Genomic DNA, 20,534 nt, shown 5'->3' with positions numbered 1-20,534 from the left:
ACCGCCGTCCGACTCCGATATCGATCGGTGCTTAAGTCGATCGAGCACCGAGAAACGAGCATCGACGATGGACTCCGGCACCCTTCCCGGCGCGGAGCCGGACGACGCGGACGCCGAACGGGTGGTGCTCCACGTCGACATGGACTGTTTTTACGCCTCCTGTGAGCGGCTTCGCGATCCCGAACTGCGTGGCGAGCCCGTCGTCGTGGGCATGGGGTACGAGCCGGGCGAGACGATCGGCGCCGTCGCGACCGCCAGCTACGAGGCCCGCGAGTTCGGCGTCGACAGCGCGGACCCGATCTCGGCGGCGCTCGAGGCCCTCCCCCGCCGATCCGAGGCCGACCCCGACGATCCGGACGCGCCGGACCCGGCGGAGACCGCACACTACCGTACCGTCGACATGGAGCACTACAAGTCGATCGCGGCGGGGGTGAAGGAGGTCCTTCACGACTGTGCGGACGCCGTCCGCGAGGTGAGCGTCGACGAGGCGTATCTCGACGTGACGGAGCGCACGTCGTGGGAGCCGGTCGCGAGCGTCGACGACGCCGAGGTCTCCACCGAGAGCACGGCGTCGGGTCCAGCGGAGCGTCGGACGCTCGCGGAGGGATACGCCAGATACGTCCGCGACCGGATCGAGCGCGAGGCGGGGGTGCCAGCCAGCGTCGGCGTCGCGCCGAACATGTCGGCCGCGAAGATCGCGAGCGACCACGACAAGCCCGAGGGGCTCGTCGTCGTTCCCCCCGGCCGGGTCGGCGAGTTCCTCGCGCCGCTCCCGACGGAGGCGGTCCACGGCGTCGGTCCGGTCACCGCACGCACGCTCTCCGGGATGGGTATCGAAACGGCCGGCGACCTCGCGGAGGCGGACCCCGCGGAGCTGGAGTCCGAACTCGGCGAGCGCGGCCGCGAGCTTCACGAGCGAGCCCGCGGCGAGGACGACCGCGAGGTGACGCCCACGGGGCTCCCCAAGAGCCTCTCGCGGGAGTCCTCCCTCCCGCCGACCGACGACGTGGGGACGAAACGCGAGCGCGTGAGGGCGCTCGCGGCCGACGTGAGCCGGCGTGCCGGAGAGCGCGAGTGTCTCTATCGGACCATCGGGATCAAGGTCGTCACGCCTCCCTACGACGTGAACACCAGAGCGCGGAGCCTCCCCGGCCCGGTCGACGACCCGGAACTGCTCGAGGAGGTGGCGCTCGACCTCTTAGAGGAGTTCGAGGAGGATCGGGCCCGCAAGCTCGGCGTCCGCGTCTCGAAGCTCGACTTCGCCCGCGGCGACCAGGCGACCCTCGGCGGGTTCGAGATCGCCGGCTCCGACGCCGAGGAGAGCGGCGGCGGGCGGGACGGCGACGAACGCGATTCCGAGAGTCGTTCGCCGGGGGTGAACGGGACGGGCGAGGAAAGCACCGCCCGGAACTGCGACGGACAGACCTCGCTCGTCGAGTTCGACGCCGAGTGACCTCCGCTTAAGTGTGGCGCTGCTGATCGGGGACGTGTGTTCGCCCTCCGTTCCCCCCTCTCCGTCGCGCTGAACGACACGCGGCTGGTCGCCGTCGCCGTCGTGGTTGTGCTGGTCGAGACGACCGTCAGGGTCCTCCTCGCCGCGCTGTGGAACCCGCTCGTCGCGCTGGCGGCGCCACCGCTGGTCACGGCCGCCGGTCTCGGCGCGGTCACGCCGCGGAATCCGCCGGACGCTACCCCTTCGAACTCCGGTCGTTCGGACATCACCCGTTCGATCGCAAACGGAAACGCGGCTGCCTCCGCGACCGGCGTCGTACCGATCGGCTTCGTCCGCGACCGCCTTCCCCGCATCGTTGCGATCGCGACGATCGGCCACGCCGTCGCGCTAGCCGGCGGTCTCGCCCTGTTCGTGCTCGTCGACACGCCGGCGAAGGCCGCGATCTACTGGCTGGGGCGCGGTGACGTGCTCGGGATCGGATGGCTCGTCGCGTGGCCCACCGTGGGCGTTACCGCCGGGACGTTCCTCGCGTGGAGCGCCGTCGCGGGTGCGGTGACGGACGCCGCGCTCGAAGCGGAGGAAGTGGAGACGAGGGGTGAGAAGCCACCGCTTCGCGGAGCGGTCGAACGCGTCGCGACGGCCGTCGTCCGCTCGCTCGCGGCTCCCCGGTCGACTGCCGTCGTCGTCGGCTGTCACCTCCTTCCCGTCGTGATCGGAGTTCTGGGGGCGGCGACGATCCTCGTGCTTGGTAGCCCCCGAATGCGGGAGAGCGCCGGTATCGCGCTGATGGCGGCCGTCGCGCTCGGGGCCATCGCGCTGATCGGGATCTCGATGGCGTTTCTGACCGCCCTCCACGCACACCGAAGCGTTCGGGAGGCCGTGAACGCGGACCCGGACGGGGGTTCGACCGTCGAATCGCTGCCGGTTCGGCGCGTCGCGCTCGCGCTGCTCGTCGTCTCGGCGCTCGTCGTCGGGGCGGGTGCCGTGCGCGTCACCGAGACCAGACCGGTCGACGCCACACCCGAACCGCTCCCCGAAGATCCCGACGCGCTGTACGCTACCGCGCTAGCGAACACCGAGCGGGCCAGTCACGACTACCGCGTCGCGGTGGACGCCGGGTCAGAGGAACCGTTCATCGTGGGGCACCGGATCGATCGTGAGGATCGACGCTACCGGCAGTATCTACGCGGCGAGGCGGTCGGTCCGGAGGTGTACGCCTCGACGGGAGTCGGGAGTCCGCCGCCGCGGACCGGCGTGGCCGCCTACGCGCTCGGGACGCGCACTGCGCCGGAGACCGACCAGTCGGTCGCCGCGCTCCCCGCCTACGTCCACTGGGACGTCCGGTACGAGTGGGAGGCCGGCGGACTGAACCCGCCGGCGGCGGTCGAGGGGTGGGAGGTGATCGACCGCGGAGACGACCGTCTCGTCCTCGAGCTCGCCGACCCGGAGGCGGTGTACTACGCCGCGCAGGGACGACGTCCGAGCGACGTCACCGACGTGTCGTCTTCCCGGATCCGCGCGACGGTCGATCGCGATCGCGGGACGCTCCGATCGGTCGACGTGCGGCTGAACGCGACCCTCGTCCACGACGGGGAGTCACGGCGATACGACGCGGACGTCCGCCACGAGTTCACGGTCGATTCGGACGTCGAACGCCCGGATGAACTCGGGTCCCCGTCGCTCGGCGAGTGGATCTGGCGTCTGTTGGTTTTCTGAAGGTTGGTTCGCTCGAGGAAGCACGTCAGACGAGCGTCTGACGCGGGCGAAGGTCTTTGAGGACCGGCCGGCGTCCTTACGGTAATGAGCGAGGAGGACACGGAGACGATCCACGTTGCGGAGGTGAGCGACGGGAGGGGCGGCGACGCCGACGCCGACCCCGGCGATCCCGTCGAGTTACCCGTCGTCGACGTGTTGACCGGGCGGTCGTTCATCACGGGAAAGAGCGGATCGGGCAAATCGAACACCGCGTCGGTGCTCATCGAGAACCTGCTCGACAACAGCTTTCCGGTGTTGATCGTCGACAGCGACGGGGAGTACTACGGGCTCAAGGAGGAGTACGAGATCCTCCACGTCGGCGCGGACGACGAGTGCGACATCGTCGTCTCGCCGGAACACGCGGAACGGATCGCCACGCTCGCGCTCGACGAGAACGTCCCGATCATCCTCGACGTCTCGGGATATCTCGAGGAATCGGTCGCCTCCGAGTTGATCCTCAACGTGGTCAAACACCTCTTCGCCAAGGAGAAGAAGCTCAAGCGGCCGTTCCTGTTGGTGATCGAGGAGTGCCACGAGTACATCCCCGAGGGCGGCGGGATGGACGAGACCGGAAAGATGCTGATCAAGGTCGGAAAGCGGGGGCGCAAACACGGCCTCGGGATCGTCGGGATCAGCCAGCGGCCAGCCGACGTGAAAAAGGACTTCATCACCCAGTGCGATTGGCTCGTCTGGCACCGTCTCACCTGGGACAACGACACCAACGTCGTCAGTCGCATCCTCGGGTCGACCTACGCCGACGAGATCGAGGACATGGGCGACGGCGAGGCGTTCCTCATGACCGACTGGGACGAGTCGATCCGGCGGATCCAGTTCCACCGCAAGCGGACCTTCGACGCGGGCGCGACCCCCGGGCTCGACGACTTCGAGCGTCCGGAGCTGAAGTCGGTCTCCGGCGACCTGATAAGCGAGCTCGAGACCATCTCCGACGAGCAGGAGCGGCGCGAGTCGGAGCTGGCCGACCTCCGGACGGAACTCGAACGCAAGCAGGCGCGGATCGACGAGCTCGAGCGCGAGCTGTCGGACGCGAAGGACCTCTCGCGCATGGCCGAACGCTTCTCGCAGGCCCTGCTCGGGCGCGCCGAGGCGCCCTACAGGGGCGGAGACGGCCGGAACCTCGAACGCGAGCGTCCGGACGACCAGTCCGAACTCCACGACTACGAGCCGGAGCGCGAACCCGGACGAAACGGGACGGGGAGCGACGAACCGAGCGGGGAGTTGGACGAAACGAACGATCGGCTCGACGAGACGGACGGCCTGGGCGAAGGCGAAGCCGGCGGAACGGCCGAACCGGGTGAAACGGACGAATCGTCCGACTCGGCCGAATCCGCCGAACCGGCCGAACCGTCCGACGCCGCCGGAACCGTCTCGCCGATCTCCAGGGACGACGTCGCCGAGAGCGCGCTTCGGTTCGACGAGACGGTCGATCTGGGGACCCGCGAGGCCGTGATCGCGGAGCTTCGCGGGCGCGTCGAGGACCTCCCGGAGCTGTCGACCGCGATGCTGTGCCACTACCGCCGCGAGGGCGAAAGCGACCCGATCGCCGCCCACATCGACGCCGGCGGCGACGGCGATACTGAACACGCCTACGCGCGAAACCGGCCGCTTCGTCGAACGGGCGTGATCCGCCACGCCGAGCGGGGGCGTTACGAGTACGCGATCCCCGCGCTCGTCCGCGAGGCGTACGCCGACCGGCTCGACGACGAGGAGGTCTCGCGGATGGTCGCGGAGATCGAGGCGGCCTTCGTCCCGGCGGGCGAACGGGAGTCCGAGGACGAAAACCCGGATACAGACGGGGACGCGGACGCGGGCGACGGATCCGAGTCGGAATACGTGTCCGACTCCGAGCCAGTGTCCGAGCCCGAATCCGTGATCGAGGAGATGCTCGATCAGGCCGCCGAGTCGAACGGCGACGTCGCGGGATCCGTCCACTCGGACGATCGAAGCGTCTCGGAGATCGCGAGCGGCCTGAGCGAGGTGGCACGAGCGCTCGCGAACGGCGGACACCTCTCCTCGCGATCGGGTACCCCGGAGGAGACGGGGACGTCGACCGCCCCCGTTGACGCTGAGGGTACCGATGCTGCTGACGCCGACGAGTCCACGTCCACCGACGGGGATGGCGAACCGAAGGACGACGCCCACGATCCCCTGGACCCGGCGGCCGACGACGCGGAGTTCATCGACGCCGACGGATGACCGGAAATGCCGACGGATGACCGGAAACGCCGACGGGTGATCGAGAGCGTATCTCGAGCGAGGCGTTGAACCGAACCGAAGTCCCGGCCGCGAACGGGCGGGATATATGTCCGTCGGACGCCTTCGTTCGGACATGACCGACACGACAGGCGGAGACGTCCCGCGATCGGTCGGACACGTCCACCTCAAGGTTCGGACCCTGGAGCCGGCGGTCGAGTTCTACACCTCGCTTTTCGACCTCGAGGTCGCGGAGCGACACGCCCGGTTCGCGTTCCTCTCGTGGGGCGAGCGCCATCACGACGTCGCCCTGCAGGCCGTCGGCGCGGACGCGCCCGGCCCCTCCCCCGGCGTCGGACTCTATCACGTCGCCTTCGAGGTCCCGGACGCGGAGGCGCTCGCGTCGCTCTACGACCGACTGCTCGAGCGAGGGACCGACGTCTCGCCGGTCGATCACGGGATCAGCAAGGCGCTCTACTTCGACGACCCGGCCGGAAACGGCGTGGAGGCCTACGTCGATACGCGTGAATCGTACGACCGATCCGAGTGGCGGGGACGAAACGACTACTTCGATCCCCACCGGCTGGTCGAGCGCTCGGACGACGCCGAGTGACGGCCCCCTCAGATTCCGCTGACGAGGTCCTCGAGCGCCGATCGCGGGTCGGCGGCCTTCGCGACCCCGGAGGCCAGGAGGACGCCCGTCGCGCCGAGGTCGCGTGCCGCCTCGACGTCGTCGCCGGTCGAGACGCCGGCGCCACAGAACAGCTCGACGTCCGGATCGACGGCGTTCACGGCCGCGACCGCGCCCTCGACGATCTCCGGATCGGCGGTGGCGACCGAGACGTCCCCGCCGATGAGCGCCGGCGGCTCCACCGCCACGGCGTCGGGGGAGAGCGCCGCCGCGGCGCCGGCCTGTTCGGGATCGTTCGCACAGACGATCGTCTCGAGGTCCGTCCGTCGGGCGGCGGCGAGCGCGTCGTCGACGGCCGCGAGGGTGACCCGCCGCTCGGAGTGGTTGATCAGGGTTCCCTCCGCGCCGTTGGCCTCGACCGCCTCCGCCAGCGTCGAGCCGGTGTGGGAGCCGTGTTCGACGGGCGAGACGTGTTGGGCCCACGTCTCGACGCCGGTCGCCTCGACGCGAGCCAGGTCGGCCGCCTGCGGTGCGACCGCGATCCGAACCCCGTGTGCGTCCGCGACGTCCCGGGCTGCACGCGCGACCGCGACCGGATCACAGGGGTACGCCTTCAGGTTGACGAGGATGAACACGTCGGATGGGTGGGACGACCCGACCAAATAGATTGTCACTTCCGTCGCTCCGGTCGGCGAAAGCTACAAACTCGACGGCACCGTACTCGCGTGCGAGTCACTCTCGATCGAATGTCGCTCATCGAACTCATCTCCGGGGTCGAGTCCCACGCGGCGACGCTCACGGTGGTCAACGCCGATCCGGACGTCCGCGACGAGCTGGCCGACCGCTTCGCCGAGCGGAACCTGGTCGTCACGGCGGACACCCTGCCCGGCGGTCCGCGGGAGTTCGCGGTCCTCTCTCGGGACGGTGAGTTCCTCACGGCGGTCCCGGTAGCGGATCTTCTCGCGCCCGGCGAGGAGACGTCGCCCGGGTTCGACCGGCGGTCGTATCAGCCCGTCCTCGACCACCTCGATGAGACGATCTTCACCTCCTACTCGACCGCGCGGATGGTGGCGGCCTCCCGCGAGATCGAGGACCGCGCCTGGCGGACCGGTTCGGGGGAGCTGCACGCCGGGTTTCAGACGCTCGAGACGCTCTCGCCCACCGTCCCGACGTACAACCGCCTGAGCGAGCGCGGGGGCCTGACGGTACACGCCTACGCGAGCCCGGAGGGCGAGGCGCCCGACGCGGCGTTTCCCGTCCACGTCGAGCGTGCGCCGGAGATCCGCGAGACCTGGTTCGTCGCCTACGACGGCGGCGGCACCGACGCGAACAAGTGCGCGCTCCTGGCCGAGGAGCGCGAGCCGGGGCGATTCTACGGGTTCTGGAGCTACGCACCCGAGACCGTCGACCACGTGATCGACCACCTCACCCGTACCTACGGGCTCATGCGAACCGACGGCGAGGAATCGGGGTGAGGGTGATGCCTCCACGGGGTGACGCCCCCGGATCGAACGCTCGTGACGCGCGTCGTTCGAGGGGCGAGATCGGCTCCGGGGACTAGTCCTTTCGCTTGACGACGTCGCCGAGCGTCATCGTCGAGGAGTCGCCGGAGTCCCACTCCTCGTCGACGTCGGACCCCTCGACGAGGGTGATCTCGAGGGTGTTCTCGAGCTTTCGCTGGACGTCGTCGGACGGGAGGATGTCCCCCCGTTCGAGCTTCCGGATGAGGCTCGCCTTCTCGTTGAGCTGGTCCGCGAGCTCCTCCTGGCTGAGCCCGCGGGACTCGCGGGCGTTCCGGATGCGGTCGTCGTAGTCGGCCGCGACCTCCTCCATCTCGTCGAACATGTCGCGGCGACGACCGCCGCCGGAGGAGCCGCCGGATCCGGACCCGGAGGACCCGGACGATCCGGAGCCCGAACCCGACGAGCTGCGGCCCGAACTCGAGGAGGTGGAGTACTTGCTCGTGGTCGTGGAGTCGGGCTCCTCGCGGACCTCCGTCCCGAAGTCCGTACAGGAGTCACAGAGCTCCAGTTCGGCGCCTTCGACCTTCGTCGTCGTCAGCGAGGCCTGCTCGGCGCCACACATCTCACACTGGGGCATACCTCCGCTAACGCGTCCGCTCGTATAAACCGTACGCTGGAATCGTGCGATGGGAATACCGGGCGACGCCGGACCGATGCGCTGGCCCGCTCCGGTACGCTGATACACGAGGCGACGTAGGGTCCGGTATGGACGCACACATCACCCCCGGATCGGTCGACGGGCGGGTCCGAGCGCCCCCCTCGAAGAGCTACACCCATCGGGCCATCCTGGCCGCGGGCTACAGCGACGGGGCGATCGTTCGCTCCCCGCTCGTCAGCGCGGACACGCGTGCGACGGCCCGCGCCGTCGAGGCGTTCGGCGGCGACGTCGACCAGGCGAACGACGGGAGCGCCTTCGTCGTCGACGGGTTCGCCGGCGTTCCCGACGTCCCGGCCGACGTCATCGACTGTGCGAACTCCGGCACGACGACGCGACTCGTGGCGGGCGCGGCCGCGCTCGCGGACGGCGGGAGCGTGCTCACCGGCGACGCCTCGCTCCGCTCGCGCCCGCAGGGGCCGCTTCTGGAGGCCCTCTCCGATCTCGGCGCTCGCGCCGAATCGACCCGCGGCAACGGCCAGGCCCCGATCGTCGTCTTCGGTCCGATCCCGGGCGGAGAGGTGGCCATTCCCGGCGACGTCTCCTCGCAGTACGTCACCTCGCTGCTCATGGCCGGGGCGGCCACCGCGGACGGGATCGAGGTGTCGTTGACGACGGACCTCAAGTCGGCGCCCTACGTCGACATCACCCTCGACGTGTTGGACTCCTTCGGGGTGACGGCCGAGCCGATCGGAAGCGAGACGGCCGACGGCGCGTCGGGCTTTCGCGTCCCCTGCGAGCAACGCTACGAGCCCGCCGACGGCGAGTACGCGGTCCCCGGGGACTTCTCGTCGATGTCGTACCTCCTCGCCGCCGGCGCGGTGGCCGCGGACCCGGACGGGGAGGTCGTCGTCCGCGGCGCGGCCGAGAGCGCACAGGGCGACGCCGCGATCGTCGAGATCCTCGAGCGGATGGGCGCGGAGATCGACTGGCGGCGATCGGAGTCCACGATCGTGGTTCGGCGCTCGGAACTCTCCGGCGTCACCGTCGACGTGGGGGACACGCCCGATCTCCTCCCGACGATCGCGACGCTCGGCGCCGTCGCGGACGGGGAGACGCGCATCGAGAACTGCGAGCACGTCCGCTACAAGGAGACCGACCGGGTGTCCGCCATGGCCGAGGAGCTGGGGGCGATGGGCGCGAGCGTCACCGAGGAGGCGGACGTGCTCACCGTCCACGGGGGCGAAAGCGATCTGCAGGGGGCCGTCGTCGACGGCCGCGGCGATCACCGGCTCGTCATGGCCCTCGCCGTGGCGGCGCTCGTTGCGGGCGGGGAGACCACGATTCGCGGCGGCGAACACGTCGACGTCTCGTTCCCCGGGTTCTTCGACGCGCTCTTCGACCTCGGCGTGTCGGTCGATCTGCAGGATCGGTAGTCGATATCTCCGGTTCCCTCCGCTCCCGCCGGCGAAACGCCCTTCGCCGTGGGGCGTCTAAGGATCGCCATGACCGATACGGACCGCCGTGAGTCGACCCGAGCGGGGAGCGACGTGAGCGATCCGGCGGAGCGAGACGTGAGCGACCCGACGGAGCGCGACGAGGACGAGTGGCGCGAGCGACTCACGGACGAGGAGTACCGAGTCCTCCGGGAGAACGGCACGGAGGCGCGGTTCTCCGGCGACTACGTCGATCACGACGAGGACGGGGTCTACCGGTGTGCGGGCTGTGGCGCCGTCCTCTTCGACTCGGAGACGAAGTACCACTCCGGCTGCGGGTGGCCCGCGTTCTACGCCGCAGCGGACGACGCGGTCACGACCCGGATCGACGAGAGCCACGGGATGCGCCGCACCGAGGTCCGGTGTGGCTCCTGTGACTCCCACCTCGGTCACGTCTTCGAGGACGGCCCCGATCCGACGGGCAAGCGATTCTGTATCAACTCCGTGGCGATGGACTTCGAGGACGATCCGACGGACTTCGAGGACGATTCCCACGACGTCTGAGGGCTCTTGCGGCCGTTCGGGGGGTTCGCGTTCGGCCGCCTCCTCACTGGTTCGCCGAGCGCTCGTCGAGCGCGACCGGGATGGACCGCGAGGCGACGTCGGCGGCGAAGGCCGGCCCGTCCGCGGCCAACTGATCGAAGGTGTCGTAGTGGATGGGGACGACGAGGTCCGGGTCCATCCGCTCGGCCAGGTCGGCCGCCTCGTGTCTATCCGAGACGAGCCCGCCCCCGCCGATGTTCGCGAGGAAAAGCGAGACGTCGAGCTCCGCGAAACCGTCGAGCGCGTCCGAGTCGCCCGGCCAGAACACGGTCGTTCCGCCGATCGAGAGGAGGAATCCACAGCCCGTCCCCTCCGGGTGGACGACCGACCCGTCGTCCGCCGCGTTCGGGCCGTCTGGGTCGTTGTACGCCGGAACCGACCAGACGGTCGCACCGCCGACCGAAAGGCGGTCCTCGTCGGAGACCCGGATCACCTCGAAGTCCTCGGCGAGCGCCTCGACGGGTTCGACGTCGCGGTCGATCCGTCCGGCGTCGACCGCCTCGTGGATCACGACGGTCGCGCCGTCCGTCGCGACGGAACGGATCCCGTCCGAGCTGTAGTGGTGATCGTGGGTGACGACGACGAGGTCGCCGTCGCGCGCCCAGTAGTCGTCGAGAACGCCGTACCGCCCGGGATCGGTGTAGACGACGGCCCCGTCGGTGGTCTCGAGGCGCGCCGTCGCGTAGCCGAGCCACTCCACCGTCAGATCGTCGTGTCGAACCGTCATGTGCGGGGAGACGGTCTCGGGGGCTTTGAGCGTACCGACGGCTCGAGTGCTGGGTCGTCGTTCGGAAACCGCTCCATCCCTCACTCGCCGCCCACCAAACGCTCGAGCCGCGAGAGCGTGTCGGCGTCCGGGACGTCCTTGTCCTCGCGCACCCCGAGGAACCGCGGGAACCGCAACGCGTAGCCGGACCCGTAGGTCGGCGACTCCTGGATCTCCTCGTAGCCGACCTCGATCACGACCGCGGGATGTATCTCGACGTCCGTGCCGTCCTCCGATCTGACGTGGGGGTTGAGCCGGTCGGAGAGCGACTTGAGTTCCGCGTCGGTGAGCCCCGTCGCGACCTTTCCCACGGGCTCGAAGGTCGAATTGCCGTTCTGCTCGCCCGCGCGGACCGAGACTTCGAAGGTCCCGAGGGTCGAGGCGCGGCGTCCCTCGCCCCACTCCGCGCCCGTCACGACCAGATCGAGGGTCTCAACGTCCGGCTTGCGCTTGAGCCACCGACGGCCGCGGTCGCCTGGCGTGTAGGCCGCCTCCGGATCCTTGAGCATGACCCCCTCGTGGCCCTCGGAGAGCGCGTTCGCCTCGATCGCCTCGATCGCTTCGGCGTCCTCGACGACGGACGTCGAGGAGCTCCGCTCGGGGAGCATCGACTCCAGACGATCGTGTCGACGGCGGAACGGCGCGTCGAGGAGGTCCTCGCCGTCGGCGTGGAGGCAGTCGAACGCGTGTAGGCGGAGTTCCACCTCCTCGCGCATTCGCTCGACGTCGTGTTTGCGCCGGAAGCGTCGAAGCACCTCCTGGAAGGCGAGCGGCTCCCCGTCGGAATCAACCGCCACGACCTCCCCGTCGAGGATGACCGGCACGTCCACTCGCGCCTCGATCAGCTCGCGGATCTCCGGGAGCGCGTCGGTGACGTCGTCCATGTTCCGCGAGTACAGCTCCGGGCCGATCCCCGCCGCCGGCGCGTAGTGGATCTGGACGCGAGCGCCGTCGAACTTCGTCTCCACCGCGGCCCGTTCCCACTCCGCGATCGCGTCCGCCGCCGTCCCGGCCTGCGCGAGCATCGCCTGGACGGGCCGGCCGATCTCCAGTCCCTCCTCGCGGAGTCCCTCGCGCCCGCGATCGCGTGCGAGCGCCGCGACGCGGCCGTAGTCGTTCGTCACCTGCAACGCACGCTCGACCACGTCGGCCGGATTCGATTCGTCGGCCGTCTCCGCGTCTCCCGTTTCGCTCGATCCGTCCACGTCGTCCGTCTCCGGGGCTGCCTCCACGAGAAAGGCCTCAGCGATCGCGTCACGGACCGTTCCCTCGCCGACGCCGATGCGCATCTGTGAGAGCACGAGCCGCGCGAGGATACGTGCCTCCGGCGGATCGCTCCGGTTGAACAGGCCGAACAGCTCGTCGAGCTTCGTGTCCTCGCTTCCCCCGCCTTCGGCGGCGGCGACCGACCGCAGCCGACGGTCCACCTCGGCGATCGTGAGTGGCTCTCCCGGGCCGGTCGAACCGTCCGCGGAGCCGCCCGCGAACGCGCCCAGTCCGCGTTGGCCGCCGAACTCGTAGGACGCCGCGACGGCGCCGATCTCCCCGATGTCCGCGAGGCGATCCTCCACGTCGTCCGAGTCCACGTTCGGTCCGGCGGCCCTGGCGATCGCCTCCCGGCAGAGCGCGGGACCGATCTCGAGCGTCCGCGTGTCGTGAGCCGGAAAGACGCGCCCGAGGAGGAACCGGACGACGGTCTCGAGGTCGTCGCCCGCGCCCGCGAGCAGGTCGGCGACGAGCCCGACCGTCTCGAGGTCCGCCGGCGTCTCCTCCATCTCGATGGCCCGGTCGGCGAACGCCGCGAACTCCATACCCGGAGTCGGCGATCGCCGAACAAAAACACGCCGATGGACCGTCGCCGTTCCGGGTCACGGATATTTATACCGCGGTAGGCGTGTAACCCGGTATGGACACCGATCACGAGCTCTCCGAACGCGTTCGGGAGGTCCTCGACGTCGACCGGGGCGCGTTCGCCGATCGGGCCGCCGAGGAGGCCGAAATCGTCAAGCAACGGCTTCGGGAGGGCGCCTTCGACAACCACCAGTCGATCGTCGGCTTCGAGTACGAGTTCTACGCCGTCGCCGACGGGCGCTGGAGCGCGGAGTCGCGGGCGGGCGAGTACGCGCTCATGCGCGTGCCGCGTCGCCTCCTCGAGTTGATGGGCTTCGAAAAGGAGCTCGGACTCCACAACGCCGAGATGTCGACGAGCCCGCAGCCGCTCTCGGATCACGGCCTCGAAGCCCAGCTCTCGGAGGTTCGCGCCCGGCTGCAGGCCGCACTCGAGTGCACGTCGGCCGAGGGGATGCGGCTCGTCTCCGACGGCCTCTGGACGATCCCGCCGGCCGGCGAGACGGCGGCCGAGTACCTCGACGACAGCGTCGAGATCGACGGGATCCGGATCGCGACCAACATGAGCGAGGCCGTTCGCTACCACGCGATGGCGAACGCGATCGGCGAGGGAAGCGGCGATCGGCGCACCCGGCTTTCGGCCCCCGGCGTCTCCATGACGACCGCGACGGTCATGCCCGAGAGCCTGATCACGTCGATCCAGCCGCACTATCAGGTCGCACAGGCGGCGACGCTGCCGATCCACTTTCGATACGCCCTCCGCATCGCGGGGCCTCTCCTCGCGCTCGGCGTCAACTCCCCCTTCTTCCCGCCGGAGCTGTACGACGAGGACTGGGACGGCGAGCGGATCCTCGCAGACGGCGCACGCGAGAATCGGATCCACGTCTTCGAGTCGGTCCTCAACGGCCGGACGGACGAGCCGAAGGTCCGGTTCCCCGACGATCTGGAGACCACGGAGGAGGCGGTCGACCGGATCGCCGCCGACGAGGCGTTCGTGCCGATGGACCCGGAGCCGGGGACCAGGTTCGACGACGACTTCGCGACCTTCCGGACGAAACACGGCACCTACTGGCGGTGGGTCCGTCCGGTCTTCGACGGCGCGACCCGTTCTGCGGCCAACGCGCGCATCGAGTTTCGACCGATCGCGGCCCAGCCGACGGTCCGCGACTCGGTCGCCTTCCAGGCCGCGTTTGCGGGGCTACTGGCCGAGCTTCCAAAACGCGAGCATCCGGTCGTCAACCTCCCGTGGGAGCGTGCGCGAGACAACTTCTATGCGGCCGTCGAAGGGGGGATCGACGCCGACCTCGAGTGGATCGCGAACCACGGCGACCTCACGACCGATCACGAGGAGATCTTCGAGGATCTGTTGAACCACGCCGTCGCCGGCCTCGAGTCTGCCGGGTGCTCGCCGGCGGAGGCCGAACGCTGGATCGCGCCGCTCCGCTGGCGCGCACACGAGCGGGTGACCCCGGCGAGCTGGAAACACGACCGCGTGCGCGAGCGACTCGACGACGGCGAATCGTTCGATGCGGCAGTCGAGGCGACACAGCGCGAATACATCAAAAACCAGTCGGAGACGCTCGTCGACGGCGGATTCTCCGAGTGGTAGCGACTCCGAACGGGTCGGAAGGGCCTACAGCAGTTCCTCGAACTCCTTGTGGCGGGTGATCTCGACGCCCTCGTCGGTGACGACGGCGACGTTGATCCCGTTGCCGGACGCGAGGTCCCGCTCGACGGCGGACTTGATCGAGCGCGCGGCCACCGTCTTCGCGTCCTCCAGCGACATCCCCTCGTCGAACTCCTGTTCGAGGACGCCGAGCGCGTACTGGGAGCCGGAGCCGGTGACGGTGTACTCCTCCTCCGTCGTGCCGCCGAGGGCGTCGATGGAGTAGATGTGTGCGCCCTCCTCGTCGACGCCGCCGAGGATCGGCTGGACGACGAAGAACGCGCCGGAGCGGAGCAGGTTGCCCGTCAGCGTCGAGAGCGCCTCCATCGACATGTCCTTGCCCCGGCGCGCCTCATAGAGGTTCGTCTCGGCTTTGAGCGTGGAGATGAGCGACTGCGCCGCGGAGACGGACCCGGCGATCGTCAATGCGCCGGTGGGGTGGATCTGTTCGACCTTCTGGACGTCCTTCGAGGAGACCATGTATCCCATCGAGGCCCGCATGTCCGTCGCCAGGACGACGCCGTTCTCGGTGGTGAGACCGACGGTCGTGGTTCCGGTCTTCATGCCCTCCTCCTCGCCGGCCTCCGCGGCGCGCCGCTCGCTCTCGGAGAACTCGCCGAGTTCCGGTCCGAAGACCGGCCGGTCGTCGGACAGCTCAGCCGTGAGATCGCCTGTCGGTGTTCGCATTAGGTACGCGTTCGCCGGCGGCGCAGATAAAGGCAACCCTTCGACCACAGGTCGAAACCGCGTCCTCACTCGGCGGCGCCGGTCGCCTCGACGAGCCGCCGAACGGGACCCGAGAACGGCAGTCCCGCCCGCTGTGCTGCGAGCGCGATCGGGAAGACGGCGATCCCGAGCGCGATGGTCAACTGTGAGAGGCCGGTTCGGAGGGTTCGGTGCAGGCGGCTGATCATCGGTCTTCGATACTCGCCAGACTACGCCAGTATATATACTTTCCGTACGGCACCCGCAGTTGAACCCGGCGCAGTCCTGCGATCGTCGTGGAGCGACCGTGGGTGGCGACGGACGACTCCGGTCGACCGCTCCACGCTGGATACGATGGTTTGGTGTGGCCCACGAACTGCATAACTTATGAGAATGGGTTCCCGGTCGTGCGCCTATCCATCGCCATTGACGACCCGCGGAAAGTGGGTCTCGACGACCCGCGGTGAGTTCGCGGGAGCGGATTCTGACGCCCCCCTTGTCGACCCGGACGTCCTCCCCGTCGGCGGCGGACGTCGCGCGGAAACCGCAAAGCACGAAACCCCCGACCCCGACTACCGTGTATGAGCAACTACTTCGTCGCGATGGAAGCCGCGTGGTTGGTCCGTGACGTGGAGGACGTCGACGACGCGATCGGCGTCGCCGTCAGCGAGGCCGGAAAGCGACTCAACGAGACGGACAAACAGTACGTCGAGGTCGAGGTCGGCGCGACGCCGTGTCCCGCCTGCGGCGAGCCGTTCGACTCGGCGTTCATCGCCGCCGGAACGGCCCTCGTGGGGCTGCTTCTCGAGATCGAGATCTTCAACGCCGACGGCGAGGAGCACGCCTCGCGGATCGCCAAAAGCGAGGTCGGCGGGGCGCTTCGGGACGTTCCCCTCGAGGTGATCGAGGTCGTCGAGACCGAGGACGACGAGGACGAGTAGCCTCCCCCGTCGCTGGACGGCGTTCGTTCCCGGCGACACGTGACGCCGACGGCGGGATCCGACGCCGAAAGCTTTTCTAATAACCTTTAGTTATAGGGGGTATGGAGCTACCCACCCCACAGGACCTGCGCGAGCGCCGCAACGCGTTGGGCCTCACACAGAGCGCGCTCGCCGACGCGGCGGGCGTCTCACAGCCGCTGATCGCCCGCATCGAGGGCGGGGACGTCGACCCGCGGCTCTCGACGCTTCGACGCATCGTCAACGCGCTCGAGGAGGCCGAAGGCGAGGTCGTTCGCGCGGAGGATCTGATGCACGAGACCGTCGTCAGCGTCGCGCCCGACGACGCCGTCAGCGACGCCTTCGATCTGATGGACGAGGAGGCGTACTCGCAAGTTCCGGTGCTGCAAAACGGCATCCCGGTCGGATCGCTCAGTCTCTCGGACATCAACGAGGCCGGCGAGGACGTCGGCACACTCCCGGTCAGCGAAGTCATGAGCGAGTCGTTCCCGACGGTCGCACGCGACGTCACCGTCGACGAGCTCCGAAACCTTCTCGATCACTACAAGGCGGTCATGGTGACCGACGGCGGCGAGACGGTCGGGATCATCACCGAAGCCGACATCGCGGCGCACCTCTCCTGAGTCGCATTTCGCGTTCGGTCCCGTCCTTTCCCTCGAGTTTTTATCCGATACCGAACCAGCCACCGCGTGCGCTAACCAACTCGACCATCTTCGGCCCGGGCGGTCGTGGCACACGCCGGGATGGGACGAGACTCGACGTGCCCTGTTCGCCAGCGTTTCGAAGCGATCGCCGTCCCGACCGTCACGCTCGGAGGTCGAGTCCGCGGATCGCGACGCCTTCCCCTTCCTCGACGTGTCCGATCACGCGTCCCTCGGTTTCGTCGGCGAGTGCGTCGGCGGCGTCGGAGTCGATCGCGGCGACGAACCCGGTACCCATGTTGAACGTTCGGTGCATCTCCTCGGCCGGGACGTTCCCCTCCGTCCGGACGAACTCGAAGACCGGCTGTGGCTCGTAGGGGTCCTCGATCACGTAGCGGTTCTCCCCCAACCGCTCGAGGTTCGTCCACCCGCCGCCGGTGACGTGTGCCGCACCGCGGACGCCGTGATCCCGCATGGGATCGAGGAGTCCCGTGTAGATACGAGTCGGCTCCAGGAGCGCCTCCCCGACCGTCTCGTAGTCGCCGAAGGGACACGGGTCCGTGTACTCGTGATTTCGGGTGACCGCCTCACGAGCGAGGGTCAGCCCGTTCGAGTGGATCCCCGAGGAGGGCCAGCCGACGAGCGCGTCCCCCGGCTCGGCGCCCCCCTCGAAGACGGCGTCCTTCGCGGCGAGGCCCGCACAGGTTCCGGCGAGGTCGAGCCCCCGGATCACCTCGGGCATCACGGCGGTCTCGCCGCCGACAAGCTCGATGTCCGCGCGTTCGGCGCCCGCGGCGAGCCCCTCGCCGACCTGTTCGGCGAAGCCCTCGTCCGGCTCGTCCACCGCGAGGTAATCGACGAACGCGACCGGCCGAACCCCCGCGGCCACCAGGTCGTTGACGTTCATCGCGATGCAGTCGATGCCGATGGTGGAGTAGTCGCCGAGCGCCTCCGCAACGAGCAGCTTCGTTCCGACGCCGTCGGTCGCGAGCGCCAGGTATCGATCGCCGATGTCGAGCAGTCCGGCGTAATCACCCTCGGAGTCGCCGACGGCATCGATGAGCGCCGCCGTCGCGGCCTCGCTCGCGTCGATGTCGACCCCCGAGTCCGCGTAGGTGAGCCCCGGTTCCTCCTCGTCCGTGGTCGCCTCGTCGCTCATAGTGGTGAAGGCGGCTCGCCGGAGGAAAAACACACCGCTTGCCGGCTGTAGGACCCAATCGGAATCGGAGTGCGCTCGCCGAGTCAGAACGCGTACACGCCAGCGCCCGAGAGCAGGAATCCCGCCGTTGCGGCCGCCGAGACGATGAAAGTGGCCGCCCAGACGGGTTTGCTCCAGGTGATCACCGTCCGGCCGTCGAGGGGTCCGTACGGGATCAGGTTGAAGGCGGCGAGAAAGAGGTTGATCGCCACCCCGCGAGCGCCGAGTACGGCCAGCACGTCCGAGGCGATCGCGAATCCGACGAGCAGAATCGGCGCGAAGACCAGGCTCAACGCGAGGTTCACGGCCGGTCCGGCGAGGGCGATGTGTCCGTGCTCGCGGGGGGTGATCCGTCCCTGATGGTGGACTGCGCCGGGGGCGGCGAAGATGAACCCGAGGAACGCGGACATCACGGCGAGGAACAACATTCCGTGGTCCGCTCGGAACTCCGCGATCTGGTCGTAGCGAACGGCGACGACCTTGTGAGCGATCTCGTGGAGCAGGAACGCGACGCCGGCGGTGGCGAGGCTGACGAACAGGAGGACGACGCCGCCGGCCGAGAGCAGCGCGCCGATCGCGCCCGCGCCACCCTCGAAGAAGATCGCGAAGGCGACCCCGAGAGCCAGCCACGCGACGAGGAGGTCCGTAAGCTCCGTGCGGCTGAACTGCAGTCCGGCGATCCGAACGCCGGCGGAGCGTGTGCCGGGCGTCATCGTGCCGCGAGCACCTCCCATATCGTCTCCGCGCTCTGGCGTGCCCCCTCGATCATCAGCCTGGAGACGCCGTCGATGCCGCCGAGTTCGGCGCCGAACATCGGGAGCAGGTACGTCGCGAACAGGAAGCTCGCAACGATGCTGCCGACGTTCGTCATCGCAACGATCATGATGAGCCGAAACAGAGGAACGTCGAACATCTCGGAGAGGATCCGACTCATCGGCTTCGTCTCGTCGGAGATGAGCTCGTTGAGCGTGGCGATGTCGCTCACGTTGACCGAGAGGCTCCGAAGCTCGACCCAGCCGGCGAACCAGCCGGGCGCGAGCATCGGATTGATCGACGTCATCCACGCCACCGCCCCGCCGACGCCGGCTGACGTCCAGCGCGCCCCGGCGAGCTTCGCGAAGGAGAACGCGAAGAACGCGTTGATCGCGAACCACGCGGCGAACACCCGCAGGAGATAGCCCTGCTGGACGCCCGCCATCGCGAGCAGCAGGAAGAACCCGACGAAGACGACGGTGACGCCGTATCCGAGGATGGTCCCCCACGGGATTCCGCGTCCCGTGTTCCGCTCTCGGCCGACGAGGGTCTCCATCGCGGGGAGCGTGGCGGGATCCTCGAGGTACGATTCGATCCCGCGTCTGTGTCCGGCGCCGACCACGGCGACGACGTCGAATCCACGTTCGCGAAGCGCGACCAATCGGTGGGCGATGAAGGCGTCGCGCTCGTCGATCAGGGCCTCGGCGCCGCCGGGCGAGAACTGTCGAAACTCCTCCATCATCACGGTGACGACGTCGGCGTCGGTGAGGTCCTCGACTTCCAGTCCCTCGATCCCGCCTTCCGCCTCGGGCTCGTCGACGCCGAGAAGGCCGATGATCGCGGCGACGGCGAGTCCGATTCCCGCCCCGCAGAGCAGGCCGAGACCCAGGCTCCCGATCGCGCGGACGGTGAACGGGCTGAAGACGGCCTCGATCGGGCCGTCGACCACGCCGGTCGCCGCCACCGCGATGGCGGTCGCGATGCCGCCCCCGAGCGCGAGCAGGAGTCGGTCGTCGGGGTTGGAGACGAGCGGTCCAGTTCGTTCGAGAAGGTACGCGACCCCACCTCCGAGGAGAACGCCCCCGGCTACCCTGGTGAGAAGCAGCTCGGAGACGCCGAGCGAACCGCCGAACAGCGCGATCGCGGGGCCGACCAGGCTCCCCGCGATCACGCCGATCGTGACGCCGACGATCCGGGGATCGGTGATCCCGAAGGCGAGCCCGCCGACCATCCGGAGCTTCTCGAGGATCGTCATGCGGGCCCAGAACCGCTGTATGGTCGTCTGGATGTCCCGATCGACGAGGGCGACCTCGATGCCGAGCGACTGGGCGGTTTCGACGGCCGCCATCATGTCGGCACCGGGCTCGATGTCGAACCGCTCGCCGAGTTGCGACTGGACGTACGAGAGCATCCAGTAGGCGAGGAACTGGAAGACGGTGTTTCCGCGCAGGAGGTCGCTCGCGTCGAGGTCATCAGGCGTTCCGCCCTGCAGTTGCCGGTACCGCCCCTCGTCGAGTTCCACGGCTACGACGTCCGGACGTTCGCGTTCGATCGTCTCTTCGACCTCGGCGACGCTCTCGGAGGAGACGTGAGCGGTTCCGACGACGGTCACCGATCCCGGCTCCGATCCGTCCGGGGGTGATTCGGGGGTGGACGGCGGGTCGTCCGGGGCGTTCACGGACGAGTCCCCGGATCGATCCGGCGTTTCGGGCATTGTGCCCCGGTAGTCGATCACGCCGTATAGGGGTTGTGAGTCGACCGCGTGGGTTCCCGCGCGGTCGGGCCGCGCGA

General features: G+C 69.1%; 19 protein-coding genes. 10 read left to right on the top strand and 9 right to left on the bottom strand.

Annotated elements, in window-relative coordinates:
* Window positions 1-67: 67 nt before the first annotated feature.
* The 4 genes from ACZ5YD_RS04410 (at window position 68) to ACZ5YD_RS04395 (ending at window position 6,032) form a co-directional block, all read left to right on the top strand.
* Complete coding sequence (locus tag ACZ5YD_RS04410; protein WP_379745225.1) at window positions 68-1,453, top strand: DNA polymerase Y family protein; 1,386 nt, start codon at window positions 68-70, stop codon at window positions 1,451-1,453.
* A 36-nt stretch (window positions 1,454-1,489) separates the two neighbouring features.
* Window positions 1,490-3,169 (top strand): hypothetical protein, encoded by a 1,680-nt coding sequence (locus tag ACZ5YD_RS04405; protein ID WP_379745228.1) that lies wholly within the window; start codon window positions 1,490-1,492, stop codon window positions 3,167-3,169.
* 84 nt (window positions 3,170-3,253) lie between these two features.
* A complete protein-coding gene (locus ACZ5YD_RS04400; protein ID WP_379745231.1) occupies window positions 3,254-5,422 on the top strand; it encodes a helicase HerA domain-containing protein in 2,169 nt (722 codons plus the stop codon).
* Window positions 5,423-5,555: 133 nt separating this feature from the next.
* Window positions 5,556-6,032 (top strand): VOC family protein, encoded by a 477-nt coding sequence (locus ACZ5YD_RS04395; protein ID WP_379745234.1) that lies wholly within the window; start codon window positions 5,556-5,558, stop codon window positions 6,030-6,032.
* 8 nt (window positions 6,033-6,040) lie between these two features.
* Here the strand turns inward: ACZ5YD_RS04395 and tpiA are convergent, their stop codons facing one another.
* Entirely contained in the window at window positions 6,041-6,685 is a 645-nt protein-coding gene (gene tpiA / locus ACZ5YD_RS04390) for a triose-phosphate isomerase (protein WP_379745237.1), read from the bottom strand.
* A gap of 111 nt (window positions 6,686-6,796) precedes the next feature.
* On the opposite strand from tpiA, the gene ACZ5YD_RS04385 reads away from it, so the two are divergent.
* Entirely contained in the window at window positions 6,797-7,525 is a 729-nt protein-coding gene (locus ACZ5YD_RS04385; RefSeq protein WP_379745240.1) for a DICT sensory domain-containing protein, read from the top strand.
* Window positions 7,526-7,607: 82 nt separating this feature from the next.
* Here the strand turns inward: ACZ5YD_RS04385 and ACZ5YD_RS04380 are convergent, their stop codons facing one another.
* Window positions 7,608-8,150: a multiprotein bridging factor aMBF1 gene (locus tag ACZ5YD_RS04380; protein ID WP_379745243.1), complete on the bottom strand. Its 543-nt coding sequence runs from the start codon at window positions 8,148-8,150 to the stop codon at window positions 7,608-7,610.
* A gap of 128 nt (window positions 8,151-8,278) precedes the next feature.
* On the opposite strand from ACZ5YD_RS04380, the gene aroA reads away from it, so the two are divergent.
* Complete coding sequence (aroA, locus tag ACZ5YD_RS04375; protein ID WP_379745246.1) at window positions 8,279-9,604, top strand: 3-phosphoshikimate 1-carboxyvinyltransferase; 1,326 nt, start codon at window positions 8,279-8,281, stop codon at window positions 9,602-9,604.
* 69 nt (window positions 9,605-9,673) lie between these two features.
* On the top strand, window positions 9,674-10,168 hold the full coding sequence (msrB, locus tag ACZ5YD_RS04370) for a peptide-methionine (R)-S-oxide reductase MsrB (RefSeq protein WP_379745249.1): 495 nt from the start codon (window positions 9,674-9,676) through the stop codon (window positions 10,166-10,168).
* A gap of 43 nt (window positions 10,169-10,211) precedes the next feature.
* Here msrB and ACZ5YD_RS04365 read toward each other — a convergent pair whose 3' ends face one another.
* Window positions 10,212-10,934 (bottom strand): MBL fold metallo-hydrolase, encoded by a 723-nt coding sequence (locus ACZ5YD_RS04365; RefSeq protein WP_379745252.1) that lies wholly within the window; start codon window positions 10,932-10,934, stop codon window positions 10,212-10,214.
* Between the two features lie 80 nt (window positions 10,935-11,014).
* Window positions 11,015-12,784 (bottom strand): ATP-dependent DNA ligase LigA, encoded by a 1,770-nt coding sequence (gene ligA, locus ACZ5YD_RS04360; protein ID WP_379745255.1) that lies wholly within the window; start codon window positions 12,782-12,784, stop codon window positions 11,015-11,017.
* Window positions 12,785-12,879: 95 nt separating this feature from the next.
* Between ligA and ACZ5YD_RS04355 the strand changes: the two genes are divergently transcribed.
* A complete protein-coding gene (locus ACZ5YD_RS04355) occupies window positions 12,880-14,430 on the top strand; it encodes a glutamate-cysteine ligase family protein (RefSeq protein ID WP_379745258.1) in 1,551 nt (516 codons plus the stop codon).
* A 24-nt stretch (window positions 14,431-14,454) separates the two neighbouring features.
* Here the strand turns inward: ACZ5YD_RS04355 and psmB are convergent, their stop codons facing one another.
* A complete protein-coding gene (gene psmB, locus ACZ5YD_RS04350; protein ID WP_379745261.1) occupies window positions 14,455-15,174 on the bottom strand; it encodes an archaeal proteasome endopeptidase complex subunit beta in 720 nt (239 codons plus the stop codon).
* A gap of 65 nt (window positions 15,175-15,239) precedes the next feature.
* On the bottom strand, window positions 15,240-15,401 hold the full coding sequence (locus ACZ5YD_RS04345) for a hypothetical protein (RefSeq protein ID WP_379745264.1): 162 nt from the start codon (window positions 15,399-15,401) through the stop codon (window positions 15,240-15,242).
* 372 nt (window positions 15,402-15,773) lie between these two features.
* On the opposite strand from ACZ5YD_RS04345, the gene ACZ5YD_RS04340 reads away from it, so the two are divergent.
* Together ACZ5YD_RS04340 and ACZ5YD_RS04335 are read left to right on the top strand one after the other, a co-directional pair.
* On the top strand, window positions 15,774-16,133 hold the full coding sequence (locus tag ACZ5YD_RS04340) for a DUF555 domain-containing protein (protein WP_379745267.1): 360 nt from the start codon (window positions 15,774-15,776) through the stop codon (window positions 16,131-16,133).
* 101 nt (window positions 16,134-16,234) lie between these two features.
* Entirely contained in the window at window positions 16,235-16,774 is a 540-nt protein-coding gene (locus tag ACZ5YD_RS04335) for a CBS domain-containing protein (protein WP_379745270.1), read from the top strand.
* 181 nt (window positions 16,775-16,955) lie between these two features.
* On the opposite strand, the gene purM is transcribed toward ACZ5YD_RS04335, so the two are convergent.
* The 3 genes from purM to ACZ5YD_RS04320 form a co-directional block, all read right to left on the bottom strand.
* Window positions 16,956-17,951, bottom strand: coding sequence for a phosphoribosylformylglycinamidine cyclo-ligase (purM, locus tag ACZ5YD_RS04330; protein ID WP_379745273.1), 996 nt, complete (start codon window positions 17,949-17,951; stop codon window positions 16,956-16,958).
* A gap of 83 nt (window positions 17,952-18,034) precedes the next feature.
* Complete coding sequence (locus ACZ5YD_RS04325) at window positions 18,035-18,703, bottom strand: zinc metalloprotease (RefSeq protein ID WP_379745276.1); 669 nt, start codon at window positions 18,701-18,703, stop codon at window positions 18,035-18,037.
* Window positions 18,700-20,457 (bottom strand): TraB/GumN family protein, encoded by a 1,758-nt coding sequence (locus ACZ5YD_RS04320; protein WP_379745279.1) that lies wholly within the window; start codon window positions 20,455-20,457, stop codon window positions 18,700-18,702. The genes ACZ5YD_RS04325 and ACZ5YD_RS04320 overlap by 4 nt, the downstream gene beginning before the upstream one ends.
* Between the last annotated feature and the right edge of the window lie 77 nt (window positions 20,458-20,534).

The organism is Halopenitus salinus, assembly GCF_055397165.1.
The sequence above is the reverse complement of the archived record's forward strand: the minus strand, read 5'-3'. Positions and strand labels throughout refer to the sequence as shown.